Origin of the sequence: Finegoldia sp. BIOML-A4 (genome assembly GCF_009679635.1) — a bacterium.
In the GTDB taxonomy this organism is placed as follows: Bacteria; Bacillota; Clostridia; order Tissierellales; family Peptoniphilaceae; genus Finegoldia; species Finegoldia magna.
In genome coordinates, this window is the sequence record NZ_WKZC01000005.1 from 20,441 (window position 1) to 43,141 (window position 22,701).

The window sequence follows — 22,701 nt, forward strand, 5'->3', positions numbered from 1 at the left end:
ACAATCCGTTTTTATTTTTTGAAATAGTAAAAGTTAATTTACATCTTACTTTTTATTATATTCATAATTTTATTTGGAGTATCAAATTCTTCTCTTGTATATTCTGAAGGTTCTATTTTTACTCCAAATTCATCTTCTATTGCTACAATAAGTTCAATAAAGTCTAATGAGTCAATCAGACCCTCTTCAACCATATTAATATCCAAGTCTTCTCTTACTACTTCATCTCCGCAAATATCTTCTAAAATATCTAAAAATTTTTCTTCCATATTCTCTCCTAAAACTCAAATAATTAAATAATTCTTCCTGAAAAAATTAAAAATCCTAACATTACTAAATTAAATGTTATTCCCCAACTTACAAACTTATACCATACATTTGATTTGTATTTCTTGTGAAATTTGGATTTTTTTTGGTAAACTTCCGTAAACGCTAAAAGCATTCCATGATACAATCCATAGATTATATAATTTAGGCTAAGTCCATGCCACAATCCCATTATAAGCATATTAATAACAAATGCAATAGACGCTCTTGTCAATTTATTTTTTATTCTTTTATTTCTTATCATTCTTCTGATAACTCTTGAAAAAACAAAATCTCTAAACCAATATGACAAAGAAATATGCCACCTATCCCAGAATTCTTTGATATCCTTGCTTATAAAAGGTTTATTAAAGTTGTCTGGTAGTCTAACTCCAAAAATATTACCTGTTCCTATTGCCATTAATGAATATCCTGCAAAATCAAAGAAAAGATAAAACCCATATAAGTACATATAAGCTACAATAGTTTTAATTCCATTTCCTTGACTATAATTTTGCATGTATGGATAAATTAATTGAGAAACTACAAATTTATAAACTGCACCTATCAGGATTTTTTGCAATCCTGATGTCAATAACTCAATATATTCCGATTTGCTTTTTAATTTATTTACATCATCATCAAATCTCCTAGATCTATCAATTGGTCCAGAAATTAATGAGGGAAAAAACAAATTCAAATAAAAGAAGTTACTTGCAGAAACCTCTTTTATAAGACCATCTTTGATTTCCATGACATATTGTATACACTTAAATGTCATGTACGATATACCAATAAATCCAAATATAGAATAACCTACTAATGAAGAAAACTTGTATATTAATAATGGCAATATTGATAGTATCAAGAAAACAAAATAAACAGACTCAGATTGTTCTTTGATTCTCGTAAGTTTTAAGAATAATTTTATAATTATATACTCAAATATTAAAAAACTCACAATATACAAAAGCTGTTTTGGTTTATCATATAATGCTGCAATTACAAAAAATAGAGTTGCTAAAATTCCGTATCCCTTAATTTTTTTGCCCATTAAACCTAAGCAAATAGCAGGGATACTTGAAATAGCAAGCGCTACAAAAAATACCGAATTCTCAAAAAGTTCCATTAAACCATCTCCATTAGTTTTCTTCTATCTATTTTACCATTATTTGTAATCGGCATTTTTTCGATAAATTGAATTTTCTTAGGCACCATATAATCTGGTAAAAGTTCTTTGAGTTGATTACGCAAACTCTTCCTAGTTTCATAGTCATTGTCTAGTTTGTTAGATACCACAAAAGCTATTAGATATTTAACAACATCTTGTTTGCTATAAGGTAAAACACAAACATTATCAACTCCGTCTAGTTTGAGCATGTTTTTTTCTATATCTCCTAGCTCAATCCTATACCCATGCATTTTTATCTGAAAATCTATTCTTCCCTTGTAATACAACATTTCTGAATGAAGATATCCAGCATCTCCTGTTCGATAAAATCTCTTTCCGTCTTTTTGTCCAAAAACTTCATCTGTTTTGGATTTATCTTGGAAATATCCACTACTTACAGTATCTCCTAAAATTACTATTTCACCAATTTCATCATCATTTAATACTTTACCATCTTCATTCCATATTTCGATTTCAGTTCCTTCTTTTGCAATACCTATAGGTAAGTAATCTGAATTTTGAGCAATATCTTTTGTTATTTCAACACCTGTAACGGCTACAGTAGATTCAGTAGGCCCATAAGTATTGATTACAGATGCTTTTGGAAATCTGTTTTTTAAACTCAAAGCTGTTTTCGGACTAAGTTTTTCTCCACAGAACAAGAAAATTTCCATATTAGGGATTAGGTCTTCATTGAATTTACTATCAGCAAGACATAATTCGACAAATGATGGTGTAGATACCCAGATATCAACATTATAATCTTCTAATCTTTTCATAAGTAGTGTTGAATCTTTTTGTACTTCTTTATTTAATATGCAAAGCCTTCCTCCTGAAGCTAAAGAAGTATATAAATCCATAACTGAAAGATCAAAAGAAAAAGGAGCTTGATTCAAGAAACTTTTCTTCTTCTTAAAATTTCCTTCAGAACCTAAATTCATAGACCAATTTACAAAATTAGTTAAATTTTCTGAACTTATTTGAACGCCTTTTGGTTTGCCAGTACTTCCAGATGTAAAAATTATATAAAAAGTGTCATTTGGATTTACCCAATTATTCTCTGTTACTTCTACTGTACTGGTCTCTATATTAAAATCGTCATAAAATAAGTCTTCACCAGAAAAAATATCAGTTTTAACCGTTGATAAGATGAAATCATTATCGACTAAATCTTTTATTTCCTGTACACGGTCATTCGCCATGGATATGTCCAACGGAACATACGCATGGCCGCTTTTAACACAAGCTAAGAAGCATACAATCATATTTACAGATTTATGACCATAAACTATAATAGGCTTTTTGTTTTCCATATTTTCTGAAATAAATCCTGCAAGTCTATCAGATTTATCCCATAATTCTTTATAAGTTATAGAGCTATCACCAGATAACAATGCTACTTGTTCTGGCAATTCATCAACTCTTTCTTTTATTAAATCTAAAATCATATATTCTCCTAAAACTGACTATAAATAAATTCAGGTGCTTGAATTTTAACACTATAAACTCTCATAGCAAATAACGCAAGCATTAAAATATAAAATACAAGCATCCATACTAAAAAGTATAAAAATGGATTACTATTAATTTTCTTTATAAAATTTGTAAACAGCTTCATCCAGATAAACCCATCCTTTCCATCCTAAATGCATTTTATCTTTTAAGAAATATTTTTCATATTCTTTATCTGAAAAATCAGCTACCTTTTGATCATATTTCTTTACTAAATTATTGATACTAGCATAACATTTTTCTCGTTCTTCTTTTGGAAAACCTGCATAATCATACCATGCACCATTAACAGGAACATTTACAACCATTGCATCGATTTTCAAATCTTTACAAAGTTTCAAAAATAATTCTAACTCTTCAAATTCATCGATATTGTCAAGTTTTTTATTATTATCAGCGTTTTTAAATGCCTTAAAATCCTTCTTTATATATTTTTCAAAATATTTATTTTCTATTCCAAACTCATTATTGTTGGATTCTTTTGCCCCAGATGTTTGAGCAACATTTAATAATTCATCAAAATCAATATTTTCTACTTTTACTTTTTCACCATTTGGCGATTTTTTAATCTTATTTGCTTTGTAAAAATCAACTTCGCTTCTTAAGTTTAGTAAATATGATTCAAAGAATCCATTTACCTTGTCAAATAAGCTTTTGTTCATTAAAGATTTATATTCATTCTCAATGTACTTTCTACATCCACTTCCGTCTTTTGTTTTGTTTAATGATTGTTTTATAATTTCATCCTTTAATTCCGGTGAAATATTCTTATTTTCTAAAAAAGCTTTAAAAAGTGGTTGAGAAAACACACTTTCGAATGATGCTTTATCATCTGATGAAGATTGAAACCATTGTGGAGAAACTATGAGAACGACTTTATTATTTTTAATCAAATCGGAATATGCCCCAAGTTTAATTGTTTGGATTAAAGATTGCATATGACCTTTTCCCGATAAAATCATATTAAAATCCGACTTTCCGCTTTTAAAAAGATGTGTAGGATAAGCTATCTTGTCATAAGAAAAAAGCTCAGAAGATCCCAATACTAGAACACTATTTTTTTGAAGTTTTTGGTCCATCGCCAATAGGGAATCATTAACTTCATCTTGATTTATGTACATATACCCCATTGCAATCTCTGGATTTTTTATTTTTTTCTTTAAGTATGCGTTAAATCCAAAAACACTAACTAGTAACAATAAAAATGCTACTACGAAAGCTATTAATTTAATCTTATATTTTTTTGTTTTATTTTCCATTAAAATACCTTCCATTCTGATATGAATCATCAATAAATAAAGTATATCATTTGAAGCTCTCTTGTCAAGAAAAATAGACTTAAATTTATGATTTTATGCTGTTTTTTCGTACCAAAATATTTTAATATTATTATTAAAAATTGTAGTTGAAAAAATCACAAAAATCCGTATACTATATATCAATAATTTAACGTTTGGGGGGAATTATGAAAACCAAATTATATATGTGTGAAGATTCTCATTTGTTGCAAATTCCAAGGTCGATTTTGGATGTTTTAAATTGGAAAGATGATGATATTTTGAATTTAAAAATTAAGGATAACAAACTAATAATCGAAAATTCATCTGATGATGAGATAAATATTGAAGATTTGTTTGAAGATTTTAATGGCAAATATTCAAAAGAAGAAATTGATTGGGGAGAAATGACAGGAAAAGAAGTATGGTAGTAACCGTCCTGATAAATACAACAAGCCATAACTAACGTTATGGCTTTGACTTATTTCTTATCAAAAAACTTTTGTAGTTCTTCTGATGTAGTCCCCACTTTGTCGTCGATGTTCATTCTGTCGGTGATTTTTCCGTCTTTAACTCGAAACACTGCTGGAACTGTTTTGAGGTCGTTGTCGGTTCTGAATTTCTTCAAATCTTCTGGAGATTTCTTGATTCCAGCTACGCTATCTATGTAGTAGATTTCATATTTGGATACGAAAGGTTTGAATGTTTTTGAAAACTTTTGACAATCGGGGCAAGTTTTTCTTCCAAGATACACTGTGATTTCTTTTCCGGCGCTCACTTCATCAAGTTCTTCTACTTTGATTTCCTTGACGCCTTTGATGTTTTGTTCGTACTCTTCGATAGCCTTTTGTTTGTCTTCTTGTGTGGTTACGTTTTTGGATTCAACTCCTGTGGCTTTTTTTGTAGGCTCATCTTGTTTTTGGTTGCAACTTGCAAATAATACCAACATAAAGCTCACGCAAACGATTAATTTGAATTTGTTTTTCATATATTCCCTCCTGTTTTTATTTTATTTTATAAAAAATGAAAGCAGAAGATTATTAATCAACCTTCTGCTTTCATTCTATTTCAAAAATTCTAGTATATCTGAAGGTAATATCGAATCATTTATTTCCATCTTGTTTATTACATGATTGTCCTTAAACTTGAATAAAGATGGTACAGTTTTCAAATCATTCTTTTCCCTAAATTTTTTTAAATCATTAGGTGAATTATTTAAACTTGTAATACTATCAATATAATATATAGTGTAGGACTTTGAAAACAATTTTAGTTTAGATGTAAATAAAACACAATGTGGACATGTTCTTCTTCCCATGTATACTATAATTTCTTCATTTCTACTAATTTCCCACAAATCAGATACTTCTATTTTTTTTAATTCTTTTATATTCTCGTCATATTGTGAATACAATCTTGAATCATCATATTCCCTAGCATAATTTTTAGTATATGTCTTTTTTTTTAAAATTAAGCTAAAAAGAATAAGAATAACAAGAATTCCTATCACAACTAATAAATTACCTCTTTTTTTCATTTCTTATACTTAAGATAATAGAGATTATAGTGATAATTATTAATAAACATGTTCCAAATAATATTATATTACTTAGAACTTCATTTCCATTAAAGTTTCCATCTCGTAGTAAAGTTATTGTAAAATTCATCATTATACTTGCATAAATCAATGAAATGCTAAATGCAATTAAACTTAATATTGGTTTTTTTTTATTATTTTTTCTTGTCAAATAAATCAGATTTATTATGCTGGATAGTAAAAAAACTCCTATTGCACTAGCATAGTTTCTAGTTATTTCATAGATTTCATATTCGCTCATAAAAGTTTACCCTAGTTACATGTGACAGAGTTCATTTTTGTTCTCCATGGTTCTAAGTTCCATTCTTTTTCATATGCTGCATATCCTAATCTAGCATGACAATAAAATTGTTTTTGCATTATACTAGTATTGCGCCAATTAGAACTTCCATGAAACATCGCATATGTTGCATTCCAACCGTTCTTTTTGTCAGCTGCTGACCAATAACTCTTTTTGTTTTTTAGTGTTAGTGTTATTCCGTTACTTCTATTTTCCCAATAACCAGTATAGAAGAACCTATTAAACATAGCCTTATATTTATCCCCTATAGTATCACCAAATGTACCAGCATTATAAATATAAGGAGTTATATTTTCTGGTTGATTACTGTTATATAGTATTTCATCTTCCAGCTGTTGGTCTGCTATCTCTTCTATTCTTTTCATCTCCTTTGTGTCACCTTTTTCGATAGCTTCTTCATAGGCTATCTTTAAACTTTTAAAATCCTCAAACTCACCATAGTTAGATGCTGCAAAGCTAGGCTTTGCAAAAAATACAACCATTAAACAACATACGATTAAAAAACGTTTTTTCATAATGTCCCTCCATGCATCTGATTTGTTATTATTATAATATCATAATTTTATATTAATTTCAATTAATTAATATTTATCGATTATATAACGATTTTATAGTAAGAAAACTAAAAAAATATCAGAGTTTTTCTTTAATAAAACTCTGATATTTATATTTTTACAAACTAAACATATTGTCGTAGTTGTTCATTTGAACCATTGCTAATCTGTAGATTGTTTCGTTGACTGGAGCTTCTAGTCCAAGTTTTTTCGCTTGTCTTACGATTGCTCCATTTAAGAATTCTGCTTCTGTTTTTCTGTGTTTTTGTGTATCTTGTGCTGCAGATGGCAATATGTCTCCGTATTCTTCGAATGCATCTGTGACGTATTTTCTGAAAAGCTTGTCGCCGTCGAAGTCGTAGCCCAATTTGTCAGTAACTGCTATGAATTCATCTGAGATTTTCTTCAAAATGGCTACGGAATTTTCGTCAGTTCTAGTGTATTTTGTGGACAAATGCATTACTGCGCAAGGTAGGTTGTAGATTGCGTTGATGTATAATTTTCTCCACATAATTCTGTCTACATCTGGATTTAATTCTGTTTTGATGTCGTTCATGCTGAATGTTTTTTCGATTTCGTGGAACAATTTATCGTCGTGGTTTTCATTGATAGCGCCAAATATTACGTTGGTTTTGTCGCTGTCGTATCCTGCACTGATAACTCCTGGTTCTTCGATAGATGCAGAGATGAACATAATTCCTTGTGCGATGTTTTCTTCTTTGATGTACTTTTTCAATATGTCTACGTTGCCGATACCATTTTGAAGTGTCATTACGACTGTTTTGTCGCCTACGATGTTCATATTTTCAGTCAAAATCTTTTCTGTATCGTATCCTTTTACAAGAATTACAACGACATCTTGAACTTCCAAATTTTCTGAAGATGTACTTGCAGATGTTACTTTTACTGTGCTTTCGCCGCCAGTTCTGTCGATAATTCTGATTCCATCTTTTCTAATTTTTTCCATGTGAGCTTCGTATGGATCTACTAAATTGACTTCGTTACCAGGAGATTCGATTGCTTTTGCAAGCATACAACCCATTGCTCCTGCCCCTAAAATTGTAATTTTCAATTTATCTCTCCCTTTCAAATTAATTCTCTTGGATATATTTTAACACAGCTTGGTTAAGTTTTGGGATCATTTGTTTTTTTCTTGAAAGAAGTCCCTTTGCCAAGAATGAATTGTTGTCGATTTTAGTATCGAAGGCCCCTGCTAATTGTTCTTGGAACATTCCAGAAACCAAAACTTCGCTTTCTTCTCTAAAGATATCTGTAAGAATTAGTACAAATGTAGCTTCTTTCTTGTCGTTTCTAATTTTGTTCATTTCTTCAAGTAAACTGTCTTTGATTTTGCCAAGATTATCCAAATCCATTGAGAAGATTTGTGCGACTCTACAAGTGTATGATTCGATGTTGAATGTCTTCACATCAGTGTTTAACAAATCTGCTGGTGATTTTCCTTCTAAAGATGTTCCAGCTTTGAACATTTCCATCGCAAATTCTTCTGGGTTGATGTTGGCAATTTTTGCCATTCTATCCAAAATCATTCTATCTGTTTCAGTTGCAGTTGGTGATCTGAACAATAATGTGTCGGAAATTATCGCTGAACACAACAATCCCGCAGTTTGTCTTGTAGGAACAATTCCTTTTTCCAAGAACATTTTGGAAAGAATTGTACAAGTTGATCCAACAGGTTCGTTTCTGAAATAAACTGGGTTTTGTGTAGCTACATTTGCAACTCTGTGGTGGTCGATGATTTCTGTGATGTCGCAGCATTCCATATCATCAACTGATTGGTTTCTTTCGTTGTGATCCACCAAGATTAGCTTCTTCTTTTCTTCATTGATAACGTGATATCTGGAAATATTTCCCACAACTTTGTTTTGATTGTCAACTACTGGATATGATCTGTATCTTGTCTTGGACATTGTGTTTTTCACATCTTCAACAGTGTCTGTCAATGTGAAATTAACCACATCATCTCTTGTCATGACGTAATTTACAGGCACAGATTGTGGAAGAAGACGTGCTGCCATGTATGTTTGGAATTCCGTAGAAATTACTATTATGTCCTTTTGTTTTGCTTTTTCTATCAATTCATCTGATAATTTATTGCCACCAGTAAGTATAATCATGGACACATTCTTATCTATCGCATCTATTTGTGAGTCTTCTCTGTTACCTAAAATCACGATGTCGTTTTCTTCCAAATACTTCGCCATTTGTTTCGGATCCATCGCTCCTACGACCATTTTCCCGGATAACGCTCTGTCTTCTGCTGGAATATTCAAAATATTTGCGCTCAAAACATCGATGATATTTTCCACAGGAGTTTCTGAGTGGTGAAGGATTTGATCGTCCCACACTTCCATGTAACATTTTGTGATGTCAGAAATTGACACAACCCCAAGAAGTCTTTCTTCGATGTCGATTACTGGCAAACTTGCGACATTTTTTTCTTGCATAATATTAGTCGCTTTGTAAAGGCTCGCGTTTTGGGACACGCATGTTGCCACATCAATGCTCAAATCTTTGACTTGTGGCTTCATTGAGTCCTTGAAAGTAGGTGCATCCACTCCAAAATAATCCAACACGAATTGAGTTTCTCTGTTGACATCGCCAAGTCTTATCGCTTCGACGTTCTCTTCTCCAGTTCTTTTCTTCAATTCTTGATAAGATAACGCCGCACAGATAGAATCTGTATCAGGGTTTTTGTGACCAGTTATATATATTTTATCCATATTTTCTCCTTCATAAAAATCAACCAAACATTATTTTTCTGCCGATTGATTGTTTAATTTTATTTTCCTAACCTTTATGATTATATACCAATCTTTTGATAATTTAAACACTTATTGTAAAAAATTTTGTATTTGAGATATAATAACTTAAAGGAGTGACATAAATGGATAAACTTTTAATCGTAGTAGACTTTCAAAATGATTTCGTAGACGGAGCATTGGGCTTTGACGATGCAAGCAAACTCGAAAACAAAATCTGTGACAGAATCAAAAAAGCAAGAAAAGACAATGAACAAATCATCTTCACATTCGATACTCACGAAGAAAATTATTTGAACACACAAGAAGGCAAATTTCTTCCAGTAGAACACTGTATCAAAGGAAGTAACGGACACAAATTGTACGGAAAAGTTGCAGAATTAGTAGAAAAAGACGACATATTAATCGAAAAACCAACATTTGGTAGCATTGAACTTTGTGATTACTTAAGAGAACACGAATTTTCTGAAATAGAATTGTGCGGACTCGTATCCAACATCTGCATACTTTCCAACGCAATACTAGCCAAAACATTCAACCCAGAAGCAACAGTAATAGTCTACAAAAACTTGACTGATAGCTTCGATAAAAAACTAAACAAAGAAACATTCGACATACTCAAAGGAGTACAAGTCGTAGTAAAATAAAATAGCAGCCGTGGCTGCTATTTTTGTTTGTTATTTTATATTATCATCTGAATAACCGATCGATATGTTTTCTTTGAGGACATATTCTTTGGCTGCTTTGTAGTCTTTGTTTTTGTTGAATTCCAACAGCTTATCTTCGTGTTGTTTGGTTACGTCTTTGCCATCTTGAGTCAATACCAAATGTTCTTCGTCCTTGGCAAACTTTTCTAATGTAGCTTTAATTAAAGTATCGTCTTCTTTTTCGGGATTTTCCTTAACGTATCTTTCAATTATTCTATGAGTGTCAGCATCGTCAGCCTTTGTCATGTTAGTTAAAAAATACGCATTGCACACAAGTGATATTGCAAAAAGTATTGCCACAATTGTAAATTTTTTATCATTTTTCATGATACTCCTCCTTTTTTGAAAACCTTTTTATAAACTGTTACGATAGCTTTATCGTTAAGTTGATTATATCATTTTTTTTTTTGAAAAATCAACAATAAAACCATTCTTTGACATTTTGTAACCATCAATCATAATCATATAAATATCGTTATCATACATTTCTTCTTTTACAATTTATTGTATTCTTTTGTTAAGCTATCTCTCAACATTTCAATATTTTCCAAATATTCATACGTTGAATCATACACTTGGTTGATTTCTTTTCTAATTCTCCAATCTGTAAATGGGTTGTCGAACACAATGTCTAGCATAAAATCTCTCATTGAATACAAATCACCGAAGTCTTCCAACTCCATGTGAATATCCGACAATTCTTTTTGCAATCTAAGTGAAAGATTTTCGATTAAGTGAAGTTTGCTTTGCGCTTTTTCCATTTTGCTTCTTTTGAAAAAGCCAATCATACCATCGCCAAATATAAAATCTGCCATCGCCCAGTTTTTCGCCGATTTCAAATCGTTAAGTACATCTTCAAGTTTTATCACCAAATCATCGCACACATCAATAGCTTCTTTTATTTCTTCTTTTTGCATAGTCTACTCTCCTTCTTATACAATATTTACCACAAAAATCGTCAATTTATTCACTATTTGACGTTTTGTAATAATTGGAGACTACTTGTCACGATAATGCGACCCACATTGAACTATTTTTATTACATCATTCTCAATTCTATACACAATTCTATTACAATCATCGATTCTCCTACTCCAATATTTAGATAAATCCCCCGTTAATGGTTCAGGCTTTCCTATTCCATCATATCCATTACGGTCAATATCTTTTAGAAGTTTTAGTATTCTTTTTAAAGTTTTTTTGTCTTGTTTCATCCAATATTCGAAGTCTTCCCATGCTGCGTCACTCCATGCCTTAATCATCCAAATTTACCTCATGAATAGTACCGCCAGTTTTTTCCATTTGTTCTATGGATTTTTTTAATCTTTCAATGTTTTCAGCGCTGTAAAATGGATCTTTTTCTGTAGATATTTCAAAAGGAATTTTTCTTTGTCTTACAACCGTTCTTGCGAATATATTAAAAGCTGTTGACATGCTCATTCCAACCTCTGAACAAAATGAATCAAATTGCTTTTTTAGATTTTCATCCATTCTTATATTAATATTTGTTTGTGCCATAATACCAGCTCCTTTCAACATTATTTTATCACAAACAACATACAAATAACATACATTTTAAATATTTTCGCTAAAAAAATCCACCAGATTTTAAAACCTAGTGGACTTGCTTATACCATTAATTTTTCATCTCCATTGTACACTTCATCTATTATCGCAGAGCCGATGCACACTTCACCGTCGTAGAACACTGCTGCTTGTCCTGGTGTTACGGCTTTTGTGTCGTCATATGTGACTTCCACATGAGTGTCGTCGATGAATTTGACGTGCGCACGGATGTCTTTTTGTCTGTATCTGAATTTCGCTGTACAATCGAACTCGTTTCTGTCCAAATGACTAAGCGATGTTTCAAATTGACTGGCGTATAATTTGTTGGAGTACAATAATGGATTGTCTTCTCCTTGGCATACGATTAATTCATTTGTCGCCAAATTTTTCCCGCATACAAACCACGCTGCTCCATCTCCGCCAATTCCAAGCCCTCTTCGTTGACCGATTGTGTGATACATAAGCCCGTTGTGTTTGCCCATTATATTTCCATCGACATCTACGATGTTTCCTTGTTTTGCTGGCAAATAATGTGACAAAAATTCATTGAAGTTTCTCTCTCCTATGAAGCAAATTCCCGTAGAATCTTTCTTGTCAGCCGTAGCCAAGTTATATTTCTTCGCTATCTCACGCACTTCTTTTTTTTGAAGTTCTCCAACTGGAAACATTACGTTTTTGATTTGGTCTTGTGTAAGTTGGCTTAGAAAATACGTCTGATCTTTGTTATTATCAAGCCCACGAAGTAGCTTCACTCCGTCATCTCCTCGTTCAATTCTCGCATAGTGACCCGTCGCCACATAATCTGCGCCTAATTTCATCGCAAAATCCAAGAACGCTTTGAATTTGATTTCCTTGTTGCACATTATGTCGGGATTGGGTGTTCTTCCTTTTTTGTATTCGTCCAAGAAATAAGTGAACACCCTGTCGTAGTATTCCTTCTCAAAATTAATCGAATAATAATCTATGCCGATTTTATTCGCAACAGCCACCGCGTCCTTGTAATCTTCTTCTGCCGTGCAGACGCCATCATCATCTGTCTCGTCCCAATTTTTCATGAAAATTCCCACGACATCATATCCTTGTTGTTTCAACAAAAGTGCCGCAACTGACGAATCCACGCCCCCACTTATTCCTACTACTACTTTTATTTTCGAATTATCCATTGTATTTTCCTTTTTCGTACAAATCATTTAACACATTTACTGCTTTCAATATTTCTTCTTCTGTATTTTTAAATCCAAAGCTAAACCTCACCGAATGTTCTGCCCTTTGTCCGTCGTACATATTTTCAATCACATGTGAATTCGTGATGCTACCTGCAGAACAAGCAGAGCCTACCGACACGCACACCCCGTGCATATCCAAATAAGTCAACAAGAAATCATTCTTCTCAAACGGAATGTACAAGTTCAAAATATGAGATGCAGAATTATCCACGTTACCATTAATTTTGTAATCAAAATGGATATTTTCAATGAAAATCTTCTTCAAATTTGCAATATACTCACGTTCTTCGACAGATTTTAAAAGAGATTTCTCCAAAGTAAACGCCCCCATCACAAAAGAAGTGCCACCTCGTCTGTAATTTTCTTGCTCACCTGCATAAATCAGATTATCCAAATCCTTCCTTATATACAACACTCCAAATCCGTTGAGTCCTCCTAGTTTGTGTCCCGAAAACGACAACGAATCGCAGTGCAAATCCTCAACATCGACATCCACATGACCCACCGATTGAGTCGCATCGATATGATACCAAATCTCCGTATCCTTCAAATATTCTCCAAGTTTTTTCACAGGTTGAATAACTCCCGTTTCATTGTTTACATGTTGAAGAATAATTAGCTTTGTATTAGGTGTGATATTTCGAATAATTTCATCGCAATCAACCACACCGTTTTGTTGTGCATCTATCAAAATTACATTAGATTTGTTGTGATCTAGTGGATTCAAAATAGATGGATGCTCTATTTGTGATGTGATAATATCGTAATTCTCATCAGAAAAATTATTGATAATATAATTGTTGGATTCACTCGCACCGCTTGTGAACACAATCCTATCATCAGAAGTATTCAAAAACTTCGCAATCTCATGACGAGAATTCTCCAAAGTCTTCTTCGCTAACCTTCCCATTTTGTGAATACTATCAGCATTCGCATCAAAATCCATCATATTATTCATAATATATTCAATAAGCTCCACCCTTTTCAAAGATGTCGCCGCATAATCCAAATAAATCATAATCTAACCTCACTTACATGCTATTATACTATAGTTTTTCAACAAAAAAATCAACACCAATTTCTCACACTAAAAAACCTCAATGCGTTAATTTGCATCGAGGTTTGTCAATAATTTCAAATTTATTCTAATTTTTCCGAAAATTTTAAATGTCTTAGTTCTCGTTTCTTTTTAAAATCTTTCAAGAAAACAAACATCAAAACCATACACACAAGCATTACTATCCCAAAAATCGAAGAAAAACTTTGCACCACAGCCTCATTCGAAGAAATAACCACACTGAAAGTGTTGTTAATCATGTGAAGAAGAATGGATGCGTAAATGCTTTCTGTGTAATAATACACCGCACAAATCACAATTCCACCGATTAATGCATAAGCTCCTTGGAACAAATTAAAATGGAACATTCCGAACACAATCCCATTCAGAATAATTGCCCATTTATAAGGAAGAAGTCGTTCGTTTTCTGTGAATAAAGTCCCACGCAACATCAACTCCTCTGAAATCGGAGCGAAAATCGTAATAGGTAGAACGGACAACATCATATTGCCCTTCATCAATTCTTCAGACGCCTTGTTGTACACTTCAAGGCTGGACACGATTTGTGGGAAGAATTTGCCCAAATACATCATCAAAGCAACAGTAATATTGATAAGACCCATAAGACCAATTCCCACCACGAAAAGCTTCACGATTTCAGAAAAAGAAATCTTTCTTTTCTTTAAATAATCCCTATTGTATTTCGTTTGAAAAATCTTCGTTCTAAATTTAATGATTAAAAGGAAAATAATAATCCTCAGAATTTGTCCACATAGAAGAAAAGCCGCCCCGTTTTTCGCATAAAAATCTTGGAAATTACCATCAAATCCTACAAATTGGGCAACAATTCCTCCAATCACTCCAACAATAAGTTCTGGAATTACGAACAAAAGCAAAAGGATAACCCCTTGTAAAATCGCAATCAAAAGATTAGAAAATTTTAGTTTTTTTGTATTCTCCATAAAAACCTCCAGTTGATTATATATACCCAAGTTTTCTTGCAATTAAAAATCAAGCACTAGGCTTGATTTAAAATTATTCTTCATTTTTGTGAAACTTTCCATCTTCCAATTCATATTCCACAAAATCTTGTTTTTTCAAATTATCTGTCAAATACTTGTCGTGACTCACAACTACGATAGTTTTTGATTTTCTTCTCAAAACTTCGATATATTCTATCAGCTTGTCCTTCATTCTAAGATTAAGTGTGTTCGAGGGCTCATCCATTAGAATAACAGACGGCTCATTCACCAAAGCTCTTGCAATGGTCACTTTTTGTCTTTCCCCACCTGATAGAAATTTTACTTTTTTGTTCAAAATATCCGTTATTTCAAATTCTTCGCTAATCTCTTGAATTCTTTGTTTTCTGTCAGCTCTCTTGTATTTCGATGAGTAAATTAATGGTATGAGAATATTATCGTAGGTAGTCTCTGATTCTATCAAATTGTATTCCTGAAAAATAAACCCAAACACTTCATTCCTGTATTTAGACATATCTTTTTCGGTAAAATCTCCAACTGATTTGGAATCCAGAATATAATCTCCTGAATATTTCCTATCCAACAAACCCACAATCTTCAAAAAAGTAGTCTTCCCTGCTCCGTTTTCTCCTGAAATAATGATATTGTCCCCATCGTTTATATTCATTTCAGCATTATCCAATACAAGAAGTTCTTCCTCGTTTGTGCTGAATTTTTTGGTCAAATTTTTTATTTCTATCATAATCAATCACCTATCAAATCAATCAGATCGCTTCTTTTCAAAATCAAATACATAACTATTTCTAATATCAATATACATAAAATCATGTAAATAAACGCCACTACCGAAAAAATATTAATTGCAAATCCATTTAATACGAAAATTAAACAGAATGTTGCAACATTTACTAAAACTACGAAAACGGAGTTTCGTGCCATAATATCCTTGGTTCTAGCTCCTGATAAAATGTGTATTTTGTATTCTTTTTGTAAGCTTTTTAGCATATATTTGAAGAAAATCACAAAACTCAATATAGTTATACCCATCGTAATCAGACAATACGGAACAATGTATTTGAGGATGAATGTATTTTCATCGTCGTCGTGTTTTTTATTTGTATTATTAATGACCATTAGCTTGTTGTCGTCGAAAATCTTCTCAAATTGTCTGTCAATGCCTTTATTTATCTCATCTTCTGAAAACTTTGCATTCTCAATTAAACCAAGTACTTCTCCATCTTGAAACTTGTAGCCACTAACATTTTTATATTTATCAGATTTTATTTCCAATAATACTCTTTTATCATAATCAATATAGCTTTTGATTTCTTGATTCATCATATCATAGTCCATCGCATCATGAGTAACCACTTCAAATTCCGCCTCATTCTTCAAGTCAGTCACATTTTTATTATCAACTAACCAAAAAACTCTGCTACTAGTGTTTTTGTTGAGTTTTCCATACAACACAAATATCCCTGTATCACAATTTCTACAAAGTGATGAATTCGTAGTATAAGTGTGCCCGTTTTTCAAAAATATATCGTCCAGTTTTTTTCCATAAGTATTCGAATAATCGTATCCCTTGTCATCAGTTGTCTCTAATACAACAGCGCTATAAGCCTGTTCACTTAATTGAAACTCTGCGAAGGTATTTCTCAAATAAGCATCTGTTGCAGATTCCACGATTGTTCCCAATGAGAAAATTAAAAGCACCATCAAACAAAACACAACTTTATTTCTGAAAACATCCATTAGCCCTAGTTTAATATTATCTTTTATCATACAAGACCTCTTTTTCAAACTCATCGTAGCTGATTTTAGCTCTTAAAGCACTCAAAATCACAGTCAATATTATTAGAATAATCTGCAATTGCAATATAAGATAAATCGTGATTTTGTTTTCATTAATAATTGCAAGATATCCATACGTCAATGCTGTTGATATTGCACATGTTATAAAACTATACTCCAAGGCTTTTTCAAGGAACATCTTCATGATGTCTTTTCGTTTTGCACCAAAATTTGCACTTACAATTACGAATTTCTTGTATTTGTTCAAAAACATCCACAATGCAATTGCATACATTGCCAATGCCATGACCGTACTATTAGTAATAAACTGAGCATACACCTTGTATTCTGGATATGATTTTATTAAATCCCTTAGAGTAAGCTTGTCGTACATTTTAATTTCTTTTCTCTTGTATCCGATTTTTTTAAGAGATTCTGCAATCGCTTTCAATGACTTATCATCACTAGAATCTATGTAAAGTGTTGAAATGTTTTCTGGTTTAATTGTGAATAGATTTCTCACTACATCGACTTTTCCATCATTAGCAATGTCAGATTGAACATCAAACATATTAATTATCTCAGTATGATAATTATTTTCTACTTCTTTTTTATCGTAATCCGATATTTTCCCTTCTACAAAATCAATCACTGGATATATCAAAATAGACACATTATTTTTGTTTTTGTAATCTTCTTTTGAAAAATACCTAGATGTAGCTGGATCAATTATTTTTGAAGAACCCATATAGTATTTCATCACTGGATCATATATTGCAACATCTTTGGAGTTTTTTATTTCAGCTACAACTGATATGTTTTCATTCATATTAAGAAAGTCAAGGCTATGATTATTATTGTTTGATTCAAAAGCTATAAGTTTGTCACTCATAAAATAAGGAGAAGGTTTTCTGTTGTTCCCATATAAATAATTAAATCCAAATATCAGTGTCGAACTAGTCAGAAATATCAATAGGATTATTATTTTATTGTCTTTTAGTCTCATATCCCCCTCCTTTTGATTTTGCATATCGTTTTCTTAACCCAATTATATATCTTATTATTGTATTTGTAAATCATTTGATATATTATTTTAAAATTTTGGGTAATAATCTATTAACAGAAAAATAAATTTAGGAGATTATTATGAAACAAAAATACGAATACAAATACGTTGAAGTGAGAACTTGTGGATTAGCATCAGATGATTATAAAAAAATCATAGATGATCATGCCAAGGAAGGTTTTAGGTTTGTGACTACTATCAATAAAACTAAAATAGCTATTGGATACAATCCTAAAATTGATTTGGTGTTTGAAAGAGAATGTGAGCAATAAAAAAATCAAGCACAAGGCTTGATTGATTTAAGCTTTTGATACGGCTTGATTTGCCATTTTGATTTCTGAATTTGGAAGTTCTACTTCGAATTGTCCTATCAAAAATGATGATATTACAGTTGTCAAAAGTGAGAACATAATTCTGTCGACTGGAATGTATAAAAGTGACAGTGCCAACACTGTTATATCCGAGAACAAATACGCTAATGATATTTTGAGTCCCGATTTAGTGGATATCGTCATTGCTAAGGCGTCGTCTCCACCTGCTGCTCCACCTTCACTTACTACAAGTCCGCATCCTAATCCTATGCAGATTCCTCCGACAATACTTGCTAACAATGGCACATCGTACATACTTGGTAACACTGGCCCTATAATATTGAAAAATTTCGCAAATGCGGCAAATGATATTGTGGCTACGAAAGCTTTCTTCACAAAATCAAATCCCATTATTGAAAATCCAAGAACGTAGCAGCTCACATCCAATACTACTGATGTTATTGATTGATCCAATCCGAAGATTTTGTTCAAGAACAACATCATTCCAAGTACTCCGCCCTCAGTTACGCCTGATTGTTTATGTACGTTCACTACTGCGAACGCCATTATTGCACATCCTAAGATTATTTTTAATAATCCTTTTTTACTTAATCCGAAAAATTTTAGCATTCTACTAAGCATATTATCTTCCCCCGTTTAGAAATTAGGAAGTTAAATTTGACCACGAAAAAAAGACTGCGGTTCAAGTTTAACTTGCCTTTGCAATCTCTGGTTTTGATGCTTTTTTGTTTGCTGATTTTTTCTTGTAAAAACTCTGAACCTTATTGTTCTTTTTAGCCTATAAGAGTATCACATCAGATCCTTTCCAGGCTCTTTATCGAGCAATAGTCATCAGATAAAAACTACCAAATATTTATTTGGTACCCATAGATAAATAATTACAATGAAATTATATACTAATTTTAGCAAATTGTCAATGGTTTTGGTAAAATGTTGGAAAATTGTATGTAAAATTTTGGTATGATATGTGTGCTGTTTACACTTTCGCTTTAATATTGTATAATTAAAGCGAAAGTGACGGTGAGATATATGAATGCATTGAAAAATCATCTAGAAAATAATTCAATAATTACAAATGAAGATGCGATGAAACTTGGCTATCACAGACAATTTTTGTCAGATTTATCAAATGTTGGCAAATTGGAAAGGCTACGACCTGGAGTTTACCAAGTTAATGGAGAATTGACTGATGATTTCGTTCTGATTTCTTCTAAAAGCAAGAGGATCGTTTTTTCACATCAAACAGCGTTATATCTTCATGATTTATCAGACAGGACGCCAAATATTTTTCATATATCCGTTCCACAGGGTTATAATGCCAGTCATATTAAAAAAAGATATAAGAATTTGAAGTTGCATTATATTCAAAAAGAATTTTTTGATGTGGGAATTTCAGAAATTGAAACTCCATTGGGAAATAACGTTGCTGTCTACGATATAGATAGGACGATTTGCGATATTGTAATGAACAGGAAAAAAATTGATACTCAAATTTTCACGGATGGAATTACAAGATATTTTAAATCAAATAACAAAAATCTAAGAAGACTTATTAAATACAGTAGGATATTGAATATAGAAGAAGATATAAGAAAATATATAGAGGTATTATCGTGATTAATATAGAAAGCATCAAGGCAAAGATAAGAAATTTAGCAAAAAATAACAACTTAAGTTCTCAAGAAGTGTTACAAATGTTTCTTTTTGAAAGATTTTTAGAAAGATTATCAAAATCTAAATACAAGTCTAATTTTGTAATTAAAGGTGGTTTTCTTGTATCGTCTATGATTGGTGTTAAAAATAGAACTACAATGGATATGGATAGCACTATTAAAGGAATTCCTCTTAATGAGGACAATTTAATGAAAGTTGTGGATAGTATAATAAATATTGATATTGATGATGGAATCGAATTTGAAATAAAGGACATTTCATATATTAGAGAAGATGATGAATACGAAAATTTTAGAGTATCATTAATTGCTAATATTGGTAAAACAAAAAATCCTATGAAATTGGACTTAACTACTGGTGATGTTATAACACCAAGTGAAATAGAATATTCTTATCCTTGTATTTTCAACGAAAATGACATTAGAGTTTTCGCTTATCCAATTGAAACTATTATTGCCGAGAAATACGAAAGCATAATAAAAAGAAACATAACAACTACTAGAATGAGAGATTTTTATGACTTATACGCTCTCTACAACCTTAAGAAAAACGAAATAGATATGGATATTCTAAAAACTGCAATTATAAGGACTTCTTCAAGACGAGAAAGCTTAGAAACCATTAAAATTGCTTATGAAATTATAGAAGATATAAAAAATGATCCTTATTTAAAAGAATTGTGGGATGTTTATATAAATGAAAATAAATATATAGGTGAATTGAGTTTTGATAATGTTGTCGATATAGTAAAAATTATTTCTGAGAAAATTGAAGATATGTAAATAAGAAAAGCCCTCAAAAGTTAGAGAATTACCTTCTGAGGGCTGTAATTTTTTGTACTAAAAAACCCCAAAAGCTATAAAACTTTTGAGGCTTGATTGTCTTAGTTTAATAAGTTTCTTTGAAGATTTCGAAGAATCCTTGTGGATGATCACATGCTGGGCATTTCTTTGGTGCTGTTTTCCCTTCGTGAATGTAGCCACAGTTGTTGCATTTCCATAAGTATACTTCTTCTCTTTCGAATACTTTTTCTTTTTCGATATTTTCTAATAATTTTCTGTATCTTTTTTCGTGAGCTTCTTCAACTTCTCCGATTTCAGTGAATACACGTGCGATTTCCTTGAATCCTTCTTCTTCAGCGATTTTGGAGAATTCTGGATACATTTCAGAATTTTCGAAGTGTTCTCCTTCTGCTGCTGATTTAAGGTTACTCTTAGTGTCTCCTAAATGAACTGGGAATCCTGCTTCGATTTCTATTTCAGCATCTTGTAAATCTTCACTCAAAAATTTCATGAATCTTTTTGCGTGTGCCATTTCGTTTCTTGCTGTTTCTTCAAATATCATAGAAATTTGAACGTATCCTTCTTTTTTTGCAGTCTTTGCAAAGTATGTATAACGCATATTTGCTTGACTTTCCCCTGCAAATGCTGCCATTAAATTAGTAGCTGTTTTAGTACCTTTTAAGCTTGCCATAAATTTTCCCCCTTGTAAATTTGAATGAATTTAACAATTCATTTCTAATATAACTATACCACAAACCAAGAATTTTATCACATTACATGTCAGATTTGTTCAAGTTCAAATCGTTAATAATTCCCTTTGTTCCAACTTTTATAACCGTTGGAGAGCCTTCTTCGATTATTTCTTCCTTTTTAATTGTCGGTTGTCCGTTGATATCTTCGTAGTATAATTTCTTAATAGTATGTGTTCCCTTTTTTATCACGATTTCTTCACCTTGACGCATATTATTATCGTAAATTTTTTCAATCTTAGGATTTTCTTCTACAATTGCCACGTCTTCTCCGTATTTTTTCACACTAATCACCTCTTTTATTATTATACCTTAGATTTCATTTATTTATTCAGCTTATAAGTAGTGTGTTATTTATTAGATTTTACAATAAATGAAGTGTTAAAACTATGATAAAATATAGCTATAGTATTAATAAAGAAACGAATAACAATAAACAAATTTAAGAAAAGGGATGATTTTTATGAGAAAATTCAAAATTTTAGCATTATTATTAATGGCGAGTTTAATGTTCGCAGGATGTTCTAAGGAAGATAATAAACAAACTTCTTCTACAGAAGAAAAAACAGAAGAAAAAACTGAAGAAAAGAAAGAAGAAAAGACTGAGGAAAAAACTGAAGAAAAGAAAGAAGAAGCACAAGAACCTACAGCTGATAATCCTATGATTGTTGACGAAGCTAACAAACAAATCAAAGTTTATGCTGAAGTTAACGATAAGTTCAAAAACGAAAGCACAATGCATGCTATCGTAGCAAAATCAGGTAAAAATAACGAACAATCAATGTTTGTTTCTTATGCTAACCAAAATGATTTGTACGATGCATTAGAAAAATTGGGCGGAAAACCAGGTAACAATGTTACTATGGACAACATGGGAAAAGAAGCCGTTAAAGGTGATAAGATTGATCTTACATTCAAATTCCAAGGATCAGACAATGAACAAGGAATCAACGATGTTATAAAAGATTCTTCAGGAAAAGAATTCGACATAAGATTTGGTGGTAACCAAAAACCAGCAAAAGATATGAATACAGGTTGTATGACATGTTTGCAAAGTTGTCCTTTGGGAATAACTTCAAACGCAAATCAATTAATCGGCGCTGACGAAAAAGACGGAGTAAAATATACTTTGGCTGATTCAGTTCCAGCTGATAAAACACCTGTTGTTATCACTTATAAATTAGCTAACTAACCATTTCATTTAAAATTCTCTATTTAAAAAGGTAGGCTTTTATTAGCTTACCTTTTTAATTTTTGTATGTATTTGCAT

Annotated in this window: 29 protein-coding genes; 6 read left to right on the forward strand and 23 right to left on the reverse strand. The window is 31.6% G+C overall.

What is annotated here, in order from left to right:
* Positions 1 to 38 precede the first annotated feature (38 nt).
* The 4 genes from dltC to dltD form a co-directional block, all read right to left on the reverse strand.
* Positions 39 to 269: a D-alanine--poly(phosphoribitol) ligase subunit DltC gene (dltC, locus tag GKG01_RS05140; protein WP_002840398.1), complete on the reverse strand. Its 231-nt coding sequence runs from the start codon at positions 267 to 269 to the stop codon at positions 39 to 41.
* 23 nt (positions 270 to 292) lie between these two features.
* On the reverse strand, positions 293 to 1,435 hold the full coding sequence (gene dltB / locus GKG01_RS05145) for a D-alanyl-lipoteichoic acid biosynthesis protein DltB (RefSeq protein WP_154271708.1): 1,143 nt from the start codon (positions 1,433 to 1,435) through the stop codon (positions 293 to 295).
* Positions 1,435 to 2,925 (reverse strand): D-alanine--poly(phosphoribitol) ligase subunit DltA, encoded by a 1,491-nt coding sequence (gene dltA, locus GKG01_RS05150; protein WP_154271709.1) that lies wholly within the window; start codon positions 2,923 to 2,925, stop codon positions 1,435 to 1,437. The genes dltB and dltA overlap by 1 nt, the downstream gene beginning before the upstream one ends.
* 135 nt (positions 2,926 to 3,060) lie before the next feature.
* The gene (gene dltD / locus GKG01_RS05155) at positions 3,061 to 4,248 is read right to left on the reverse strand and encodes a D-alanyl-lipoteichoic acid biosynthesis protein DltD (RefSeq protein ID WP_172975096.1); all 1,188 of its coding nucleotides are present in this window, start codon (positions 4,246 to 4,248) and stop codon (positions 3,061 to 3,063) included.
* A gap of 206 nt (positions 4,249 to 4,454) precedes the next feature.
* On the opposite strand from dltD, the gene GKG01_RS05160 reads away from it, so the two are divergent.
* Complete coding sequence (locus tag GKG01_RS05160) at positions 4,455 to 4,697, forward strand: cell division protein FtsW (protein WP_154271711.1); 243 nt, start codon at positions 4,455 to 4,457, stop codon at positions 4,695 to 4,697.
* 50 nt (positions 4,698 to 4,747) lie between these two features.
* Here the strand turns inward: GKG01_RS05160 and GKG01_RS05165 are convergent, their stop codons facing one another.
* From GKG01_RS05165 to GKG01_RS05190, 6 genes are all read right to left on the reverse strand, one after another.
* Positions 4,748 to 5,254: a DUF6568 family protein gene (locus GKG01_RS05165; RefSeq protein ID WP_154271712.1), complete on the reverse strand. Its 507-nt coding sequence runs from the start codon at positions 5,252 to 5,254 to the stop codon at positions 4,748 to 4,750.
* Between the two features lie 75 nt (positions 5,255 to 5,329).
* Positions 5,330 to 5,803: a thioredoxin family protein gene (locus tag GKG01_RS05170; protein ID WP_154271713.1), complete on the reverse strand. Its 474-nt coding sequence runs from the start codon at positions 5,801 to 5,803 to the stop codon at positions 5,330 to 5,332.
* Positions 5,787 to 6,104: a hypothetical protein gene (locus GKG01_RS05175; RefSeq protein ID WP_154271714.1), complete on the reverse strand. Its 318-nt coding sequence runs from the start codon at positions 6,102 to 6,104 to the stop codon at positions 5,787 to 5,789. Before GKG01_RS05175 ends, GKG01_RS05170 begins: the two co-directional genes overlap by 17 nt.
* A gap of 11 nt (positions 6,105 to 6,115) precedes the next feature.
* The gene (locus tag GKG01_RS05180) at positions 6,116 to 6,679 is read right to left on the reverse strand and encodes a DUF2599 domain-containing protein (protein WP_154271715.1); all 564 of its coding nucleotides are present in this window, start codon (positions 6,677 to 6,679) and stop codon (positions 6,116 to 6,118) included.
* Positions 6,680 to 6,836: 157 nt separating this feature from the next.
* Entirely contained in the window at positions 6,837 to 7,790 is a 954-nt protein-coding gene (locus GKG01_RS05185) for a 2-dehydropantoate 2-reductase (protein WP_154271716.1), read from the reverse strand.
* 19 nt (positions 7,791 to 7,809) lie between these two features.
* Positions 7,810 to 9,459, reverse strand: a complete 1,650-nt coding sequence (locus GKG01_RS05190; RefSeq protein ID WP_094207789.1) for a putative manganese-dependent inorganic diphosphatase — start codon at positions 9,457 to 9,459, stop codon at positions 7,810 to 7,812.
* A gap of 164 nt (positions 9,460 to 9,623) precedes the next feature.
* Between GKG01_RS05190 and GKG01_RS05195 the strand changes: the two genes are divergently transcribed.
* The gene (locus GKG01_RS05195; RefSeq protein ID WP_154271717.1) at positions 9,624 to 10,145 is read left to right on the forward strand and encodes an isochorismatase family cysteine hydrolase; all 522 of its coding nucleotides are present in this window, start codon (positions 9,624 to 9,626) and stop codon (positions 10,143 to 10,145) included.
* 30 nt (positions 10,146 to 10,175) lie between these two features.
* Here the strand turns inward: GKG01_RS05195 and GKG01_RS05200 are convergent, their stop codons facing one another.
* The 10 genes from GKG01_RS05200 to GKG01_RS05245 all read right to left on the reverse strand — a co-directional run bounded on the left by GKG01_RS05200 (position 10,176) and on the right by GKG01_RS05245 (position 17,834).
* Positions 10,176 to 10,532 (reverse strand): hypothetical protein, encoded by a 357-nt coding sequence (locus tag GKG01_RS05200; protein WP_154271718.1) that lies wholly within the window; start codon positions 10,530 to 10,532, stop codon positions 10,176 to 10,178.
* 167 nt (positions 10,533 to 10,699) lie between these two features.
* Positions 10,700 to 11,122, reverse strand: a complete 423-nt coding sequence (locus tag GKG01_RS05205; protein WP_154271719.1) for a hypothetical protein — start codon at positions 11,120 to 11,122, stop codon at positions 10,700 to 10,702.
* A gap of 81 nt (positions 11,123 to 11,203) precedes the next feature.
* On the reverse strand, positions 11,204 to 11,467 hold the full coding sequence (locus GKG01_RS05210) for a Txe/YoeB family addiction module toxin (protein WP_154271720.1): 264 nt from the start codon (positions 11,465 to 11,467) through the stop codon (positions 11,204 to 11,206).
* Complete coding sequence (locus tag GKG01_RS05215) at positions 11,460 to 11,723, reverse strand: type II toxin-antitoxin system RelB/DinJ family antitoxin (protein WP_002835989.1); 264 nt, start codon at positions 11,721 to 11,723, stop codon at positions 11,460 to 11,462. Before GKG01_RS05215 ends, GKG01_RS05210 begins: the two co-directional genes overlap by 8 nt.
* Positions 11,724 to 11,833: 110 nt before the next feature.
* A complete protein-coding gene (gene mnmA, locus GKG01_RS05220) occupies positions 11,834 to 12,934 on the reverse strand; it encodes a tRNA 2-thiouridine(34) synthase MnmA (protein WP_154271721.1) in 1,101 nt (366 codons plus the stop codon).
* On the reverse strand, positions 12,927 to 14,015 hold the full coding sequence (locus tag GKG01_RS05225; protein WP_154271722.1) for a cysteine desulfurase family protein: 1,089 nt from the start codon (positions 14,013 to 14,015) through the stop codon (positions 12,927 to 12,929). Before GKG01_RS05225 ends, mnmA begins: the two co-directional genes overlap by 8 nt.
* A gap of 122 nt (positions 14,016 to 14,137) precedes the next feature.
* Positions 14,138 to 15,016, reverse strand: a complete 879-nt coding sequence (locus GKG01_RS05230) for a CPBP family intramembrane glutamic endopeptidase (protein ID WP_154271723.1) — start codon at positions 15,014 to 15,016, stop codon at positions 14,138 to 14,140.
* A gap of 73 nt (positions 15,017 to 15,089) precedes the next feature.
* On the reverse strand, positions 15,090 to 15,776 hold the full coding sequence (locus GKG01_RS05235) for an ATP-binding cassette domain-containing protein (RefSeq protein ID WP_154254701.1): 687 nt from the start codon (positions 15,774 to 15,776) through the stop codon (positions 15,090 to 15,092).
* Between the two features lie 2 nt (positions 15,777 to 15,778).
* Positions 15,779 to 16,819: a hypothetical protein gene (locus tag GKG01_RS05240; protein ID WP_154254699.1), complete on the reverse strand. Its 1,041-nt coding sequence runs from the start codon at positions 16,817 to 16,819 to the stop codon at positions 15,779 to 15,781.
* On the reverse strand, positions 16,806 to 17,834 hold the full coding sequence (locus tag GKG01_RS05245; protein WP_154254697.1) for an FtsX-like permease family protein: 1,029 nt from the start codon (positions 17,832 to 17,834) through the stop codon (positions 16,806 to 16,808). Before GKG01_RS05245 ends, GKG01_RS05240 begins: the two co-directional genes overlap by 14 nt.
* Before the next feature lie 140 nt (positions 17,835 to 17,974).
* On the opposite strand from GKG01_RS05245, the gene GKG01_RS05250 reads away from it, so the two are divergent.
* Positions 17,975 to 18,166 carry a DUF4177 domain-containing protein gene (locus GKG01_RS05250; RefSeq protein WP_094204511.1) on the forward strand — a complete coding sequence of 64 codons (192 nt, stop codon included), beginning with the start codon at positions 17,975 to 17,977 and terminating at the stop codon, positions 18,164 to 18,166.
* 27 nt (positions 18,167 to 18,193) lie between these two features.
* Here the strand turns inward: GKG01_RS05250 and GKG01_RS05255 are convergent, their stop codons facing one another.
* The gene (locus GKG01_RS05255; RefSeq protein WP_154271725.1) at positions 18,194 to 18,847 is read right to left on the reverse strand and encodes a YitT family protein; all 654 of its coding nucleotides are present in this window, start codon (positions 18,845 to 18,847) and stop codon (positions 18,194 to 18,196) included.
* A 408-nt stretch (positions 18,848 to 19,255) separates the two neighbouring features.
* Between GKG01_RS05255 and GKG01_RS05260 the strand changes: the two genes are divergently transcribed.
* Both GKG01_RS05260 and GKG01_RS05265 read left to right on the forward strand, forming a co-directional pair.
* Positions 19,256 to 19,843: a type IV toxin-antitoxin system AbiEi family antitoxin domain-containing protein gene (locus GKG01_RS05260; RefSeq protein ID WP_110058659.1), complete on the forward strand. Its 588-nt coding sequence runs from the start codon at positions 19,256 to 19,258 to the stop codon at positions 19,841 to 19,843.
* A complete protein-coding gene (locus tag GKG01_RS05265) occupies positions 19,840 to 20,682 on the forward strand; it encodes a nucleotidyl transferase AbiEii/AbiGii toxin family protein (protein ID WP_172975097.1) in 843 nt (280 codons plus the stop codon). The genes GKG01_RS05260 and GKG01_RS05265 overlap by 4 nt, the downstream gene beginning before the upstream one ends.
* A 106-nt stretch (positions 20,683 to 20,788) precedes the next feature.
* Here the strand turns inward: GKG01_RS05265 and rbr are convergent, their stop codons facing one another.
* A complete protein-coding gene (gene rbr / locus GKG01_RS05270) occupies positions 20,789 to 21,373 on the reverse strand; it encodes a rubrerythrin (protein WP_094225241.1) in 585 nt (194 codons plus the stop codon).
* A gap of 82 nt (positions 21,374 to 21,455) precedes the next feature.
* Positions 21,456 to 21,716 carry a G5 domain-containing protein gene (locus tag GKG01_RS05275; RefSeq protein ID WP_172975098.1) on the reverse strand — a complete coding sequence of 87 codons (261 nt, stop codon included), beginning with the start codon at positions 21,714 to 21,716 and terminating at the stop codon, positions 21,456 to 21,458.
* Between the two features lie 178 nt (positions 21,717 to 21,894).
* Between GKG01_RS05275 and GKG01_RS05280 the strand changes: the two genes are divergently transcribed.
* On the forward strand, positions 21,895 to 22,623 hold the full coding sequence (locus tag GKG01_RS05280) for a YdjY domain-containing protein (protein WP_241684744.1): 729 nt from the start codon (positions 21,895 to 21,897) through the stop codon (positions 22,621 to 22,623).
* The last annotated feature ends 78 nt before the right edge of the window (positions 22,624 to 22,701 follow it).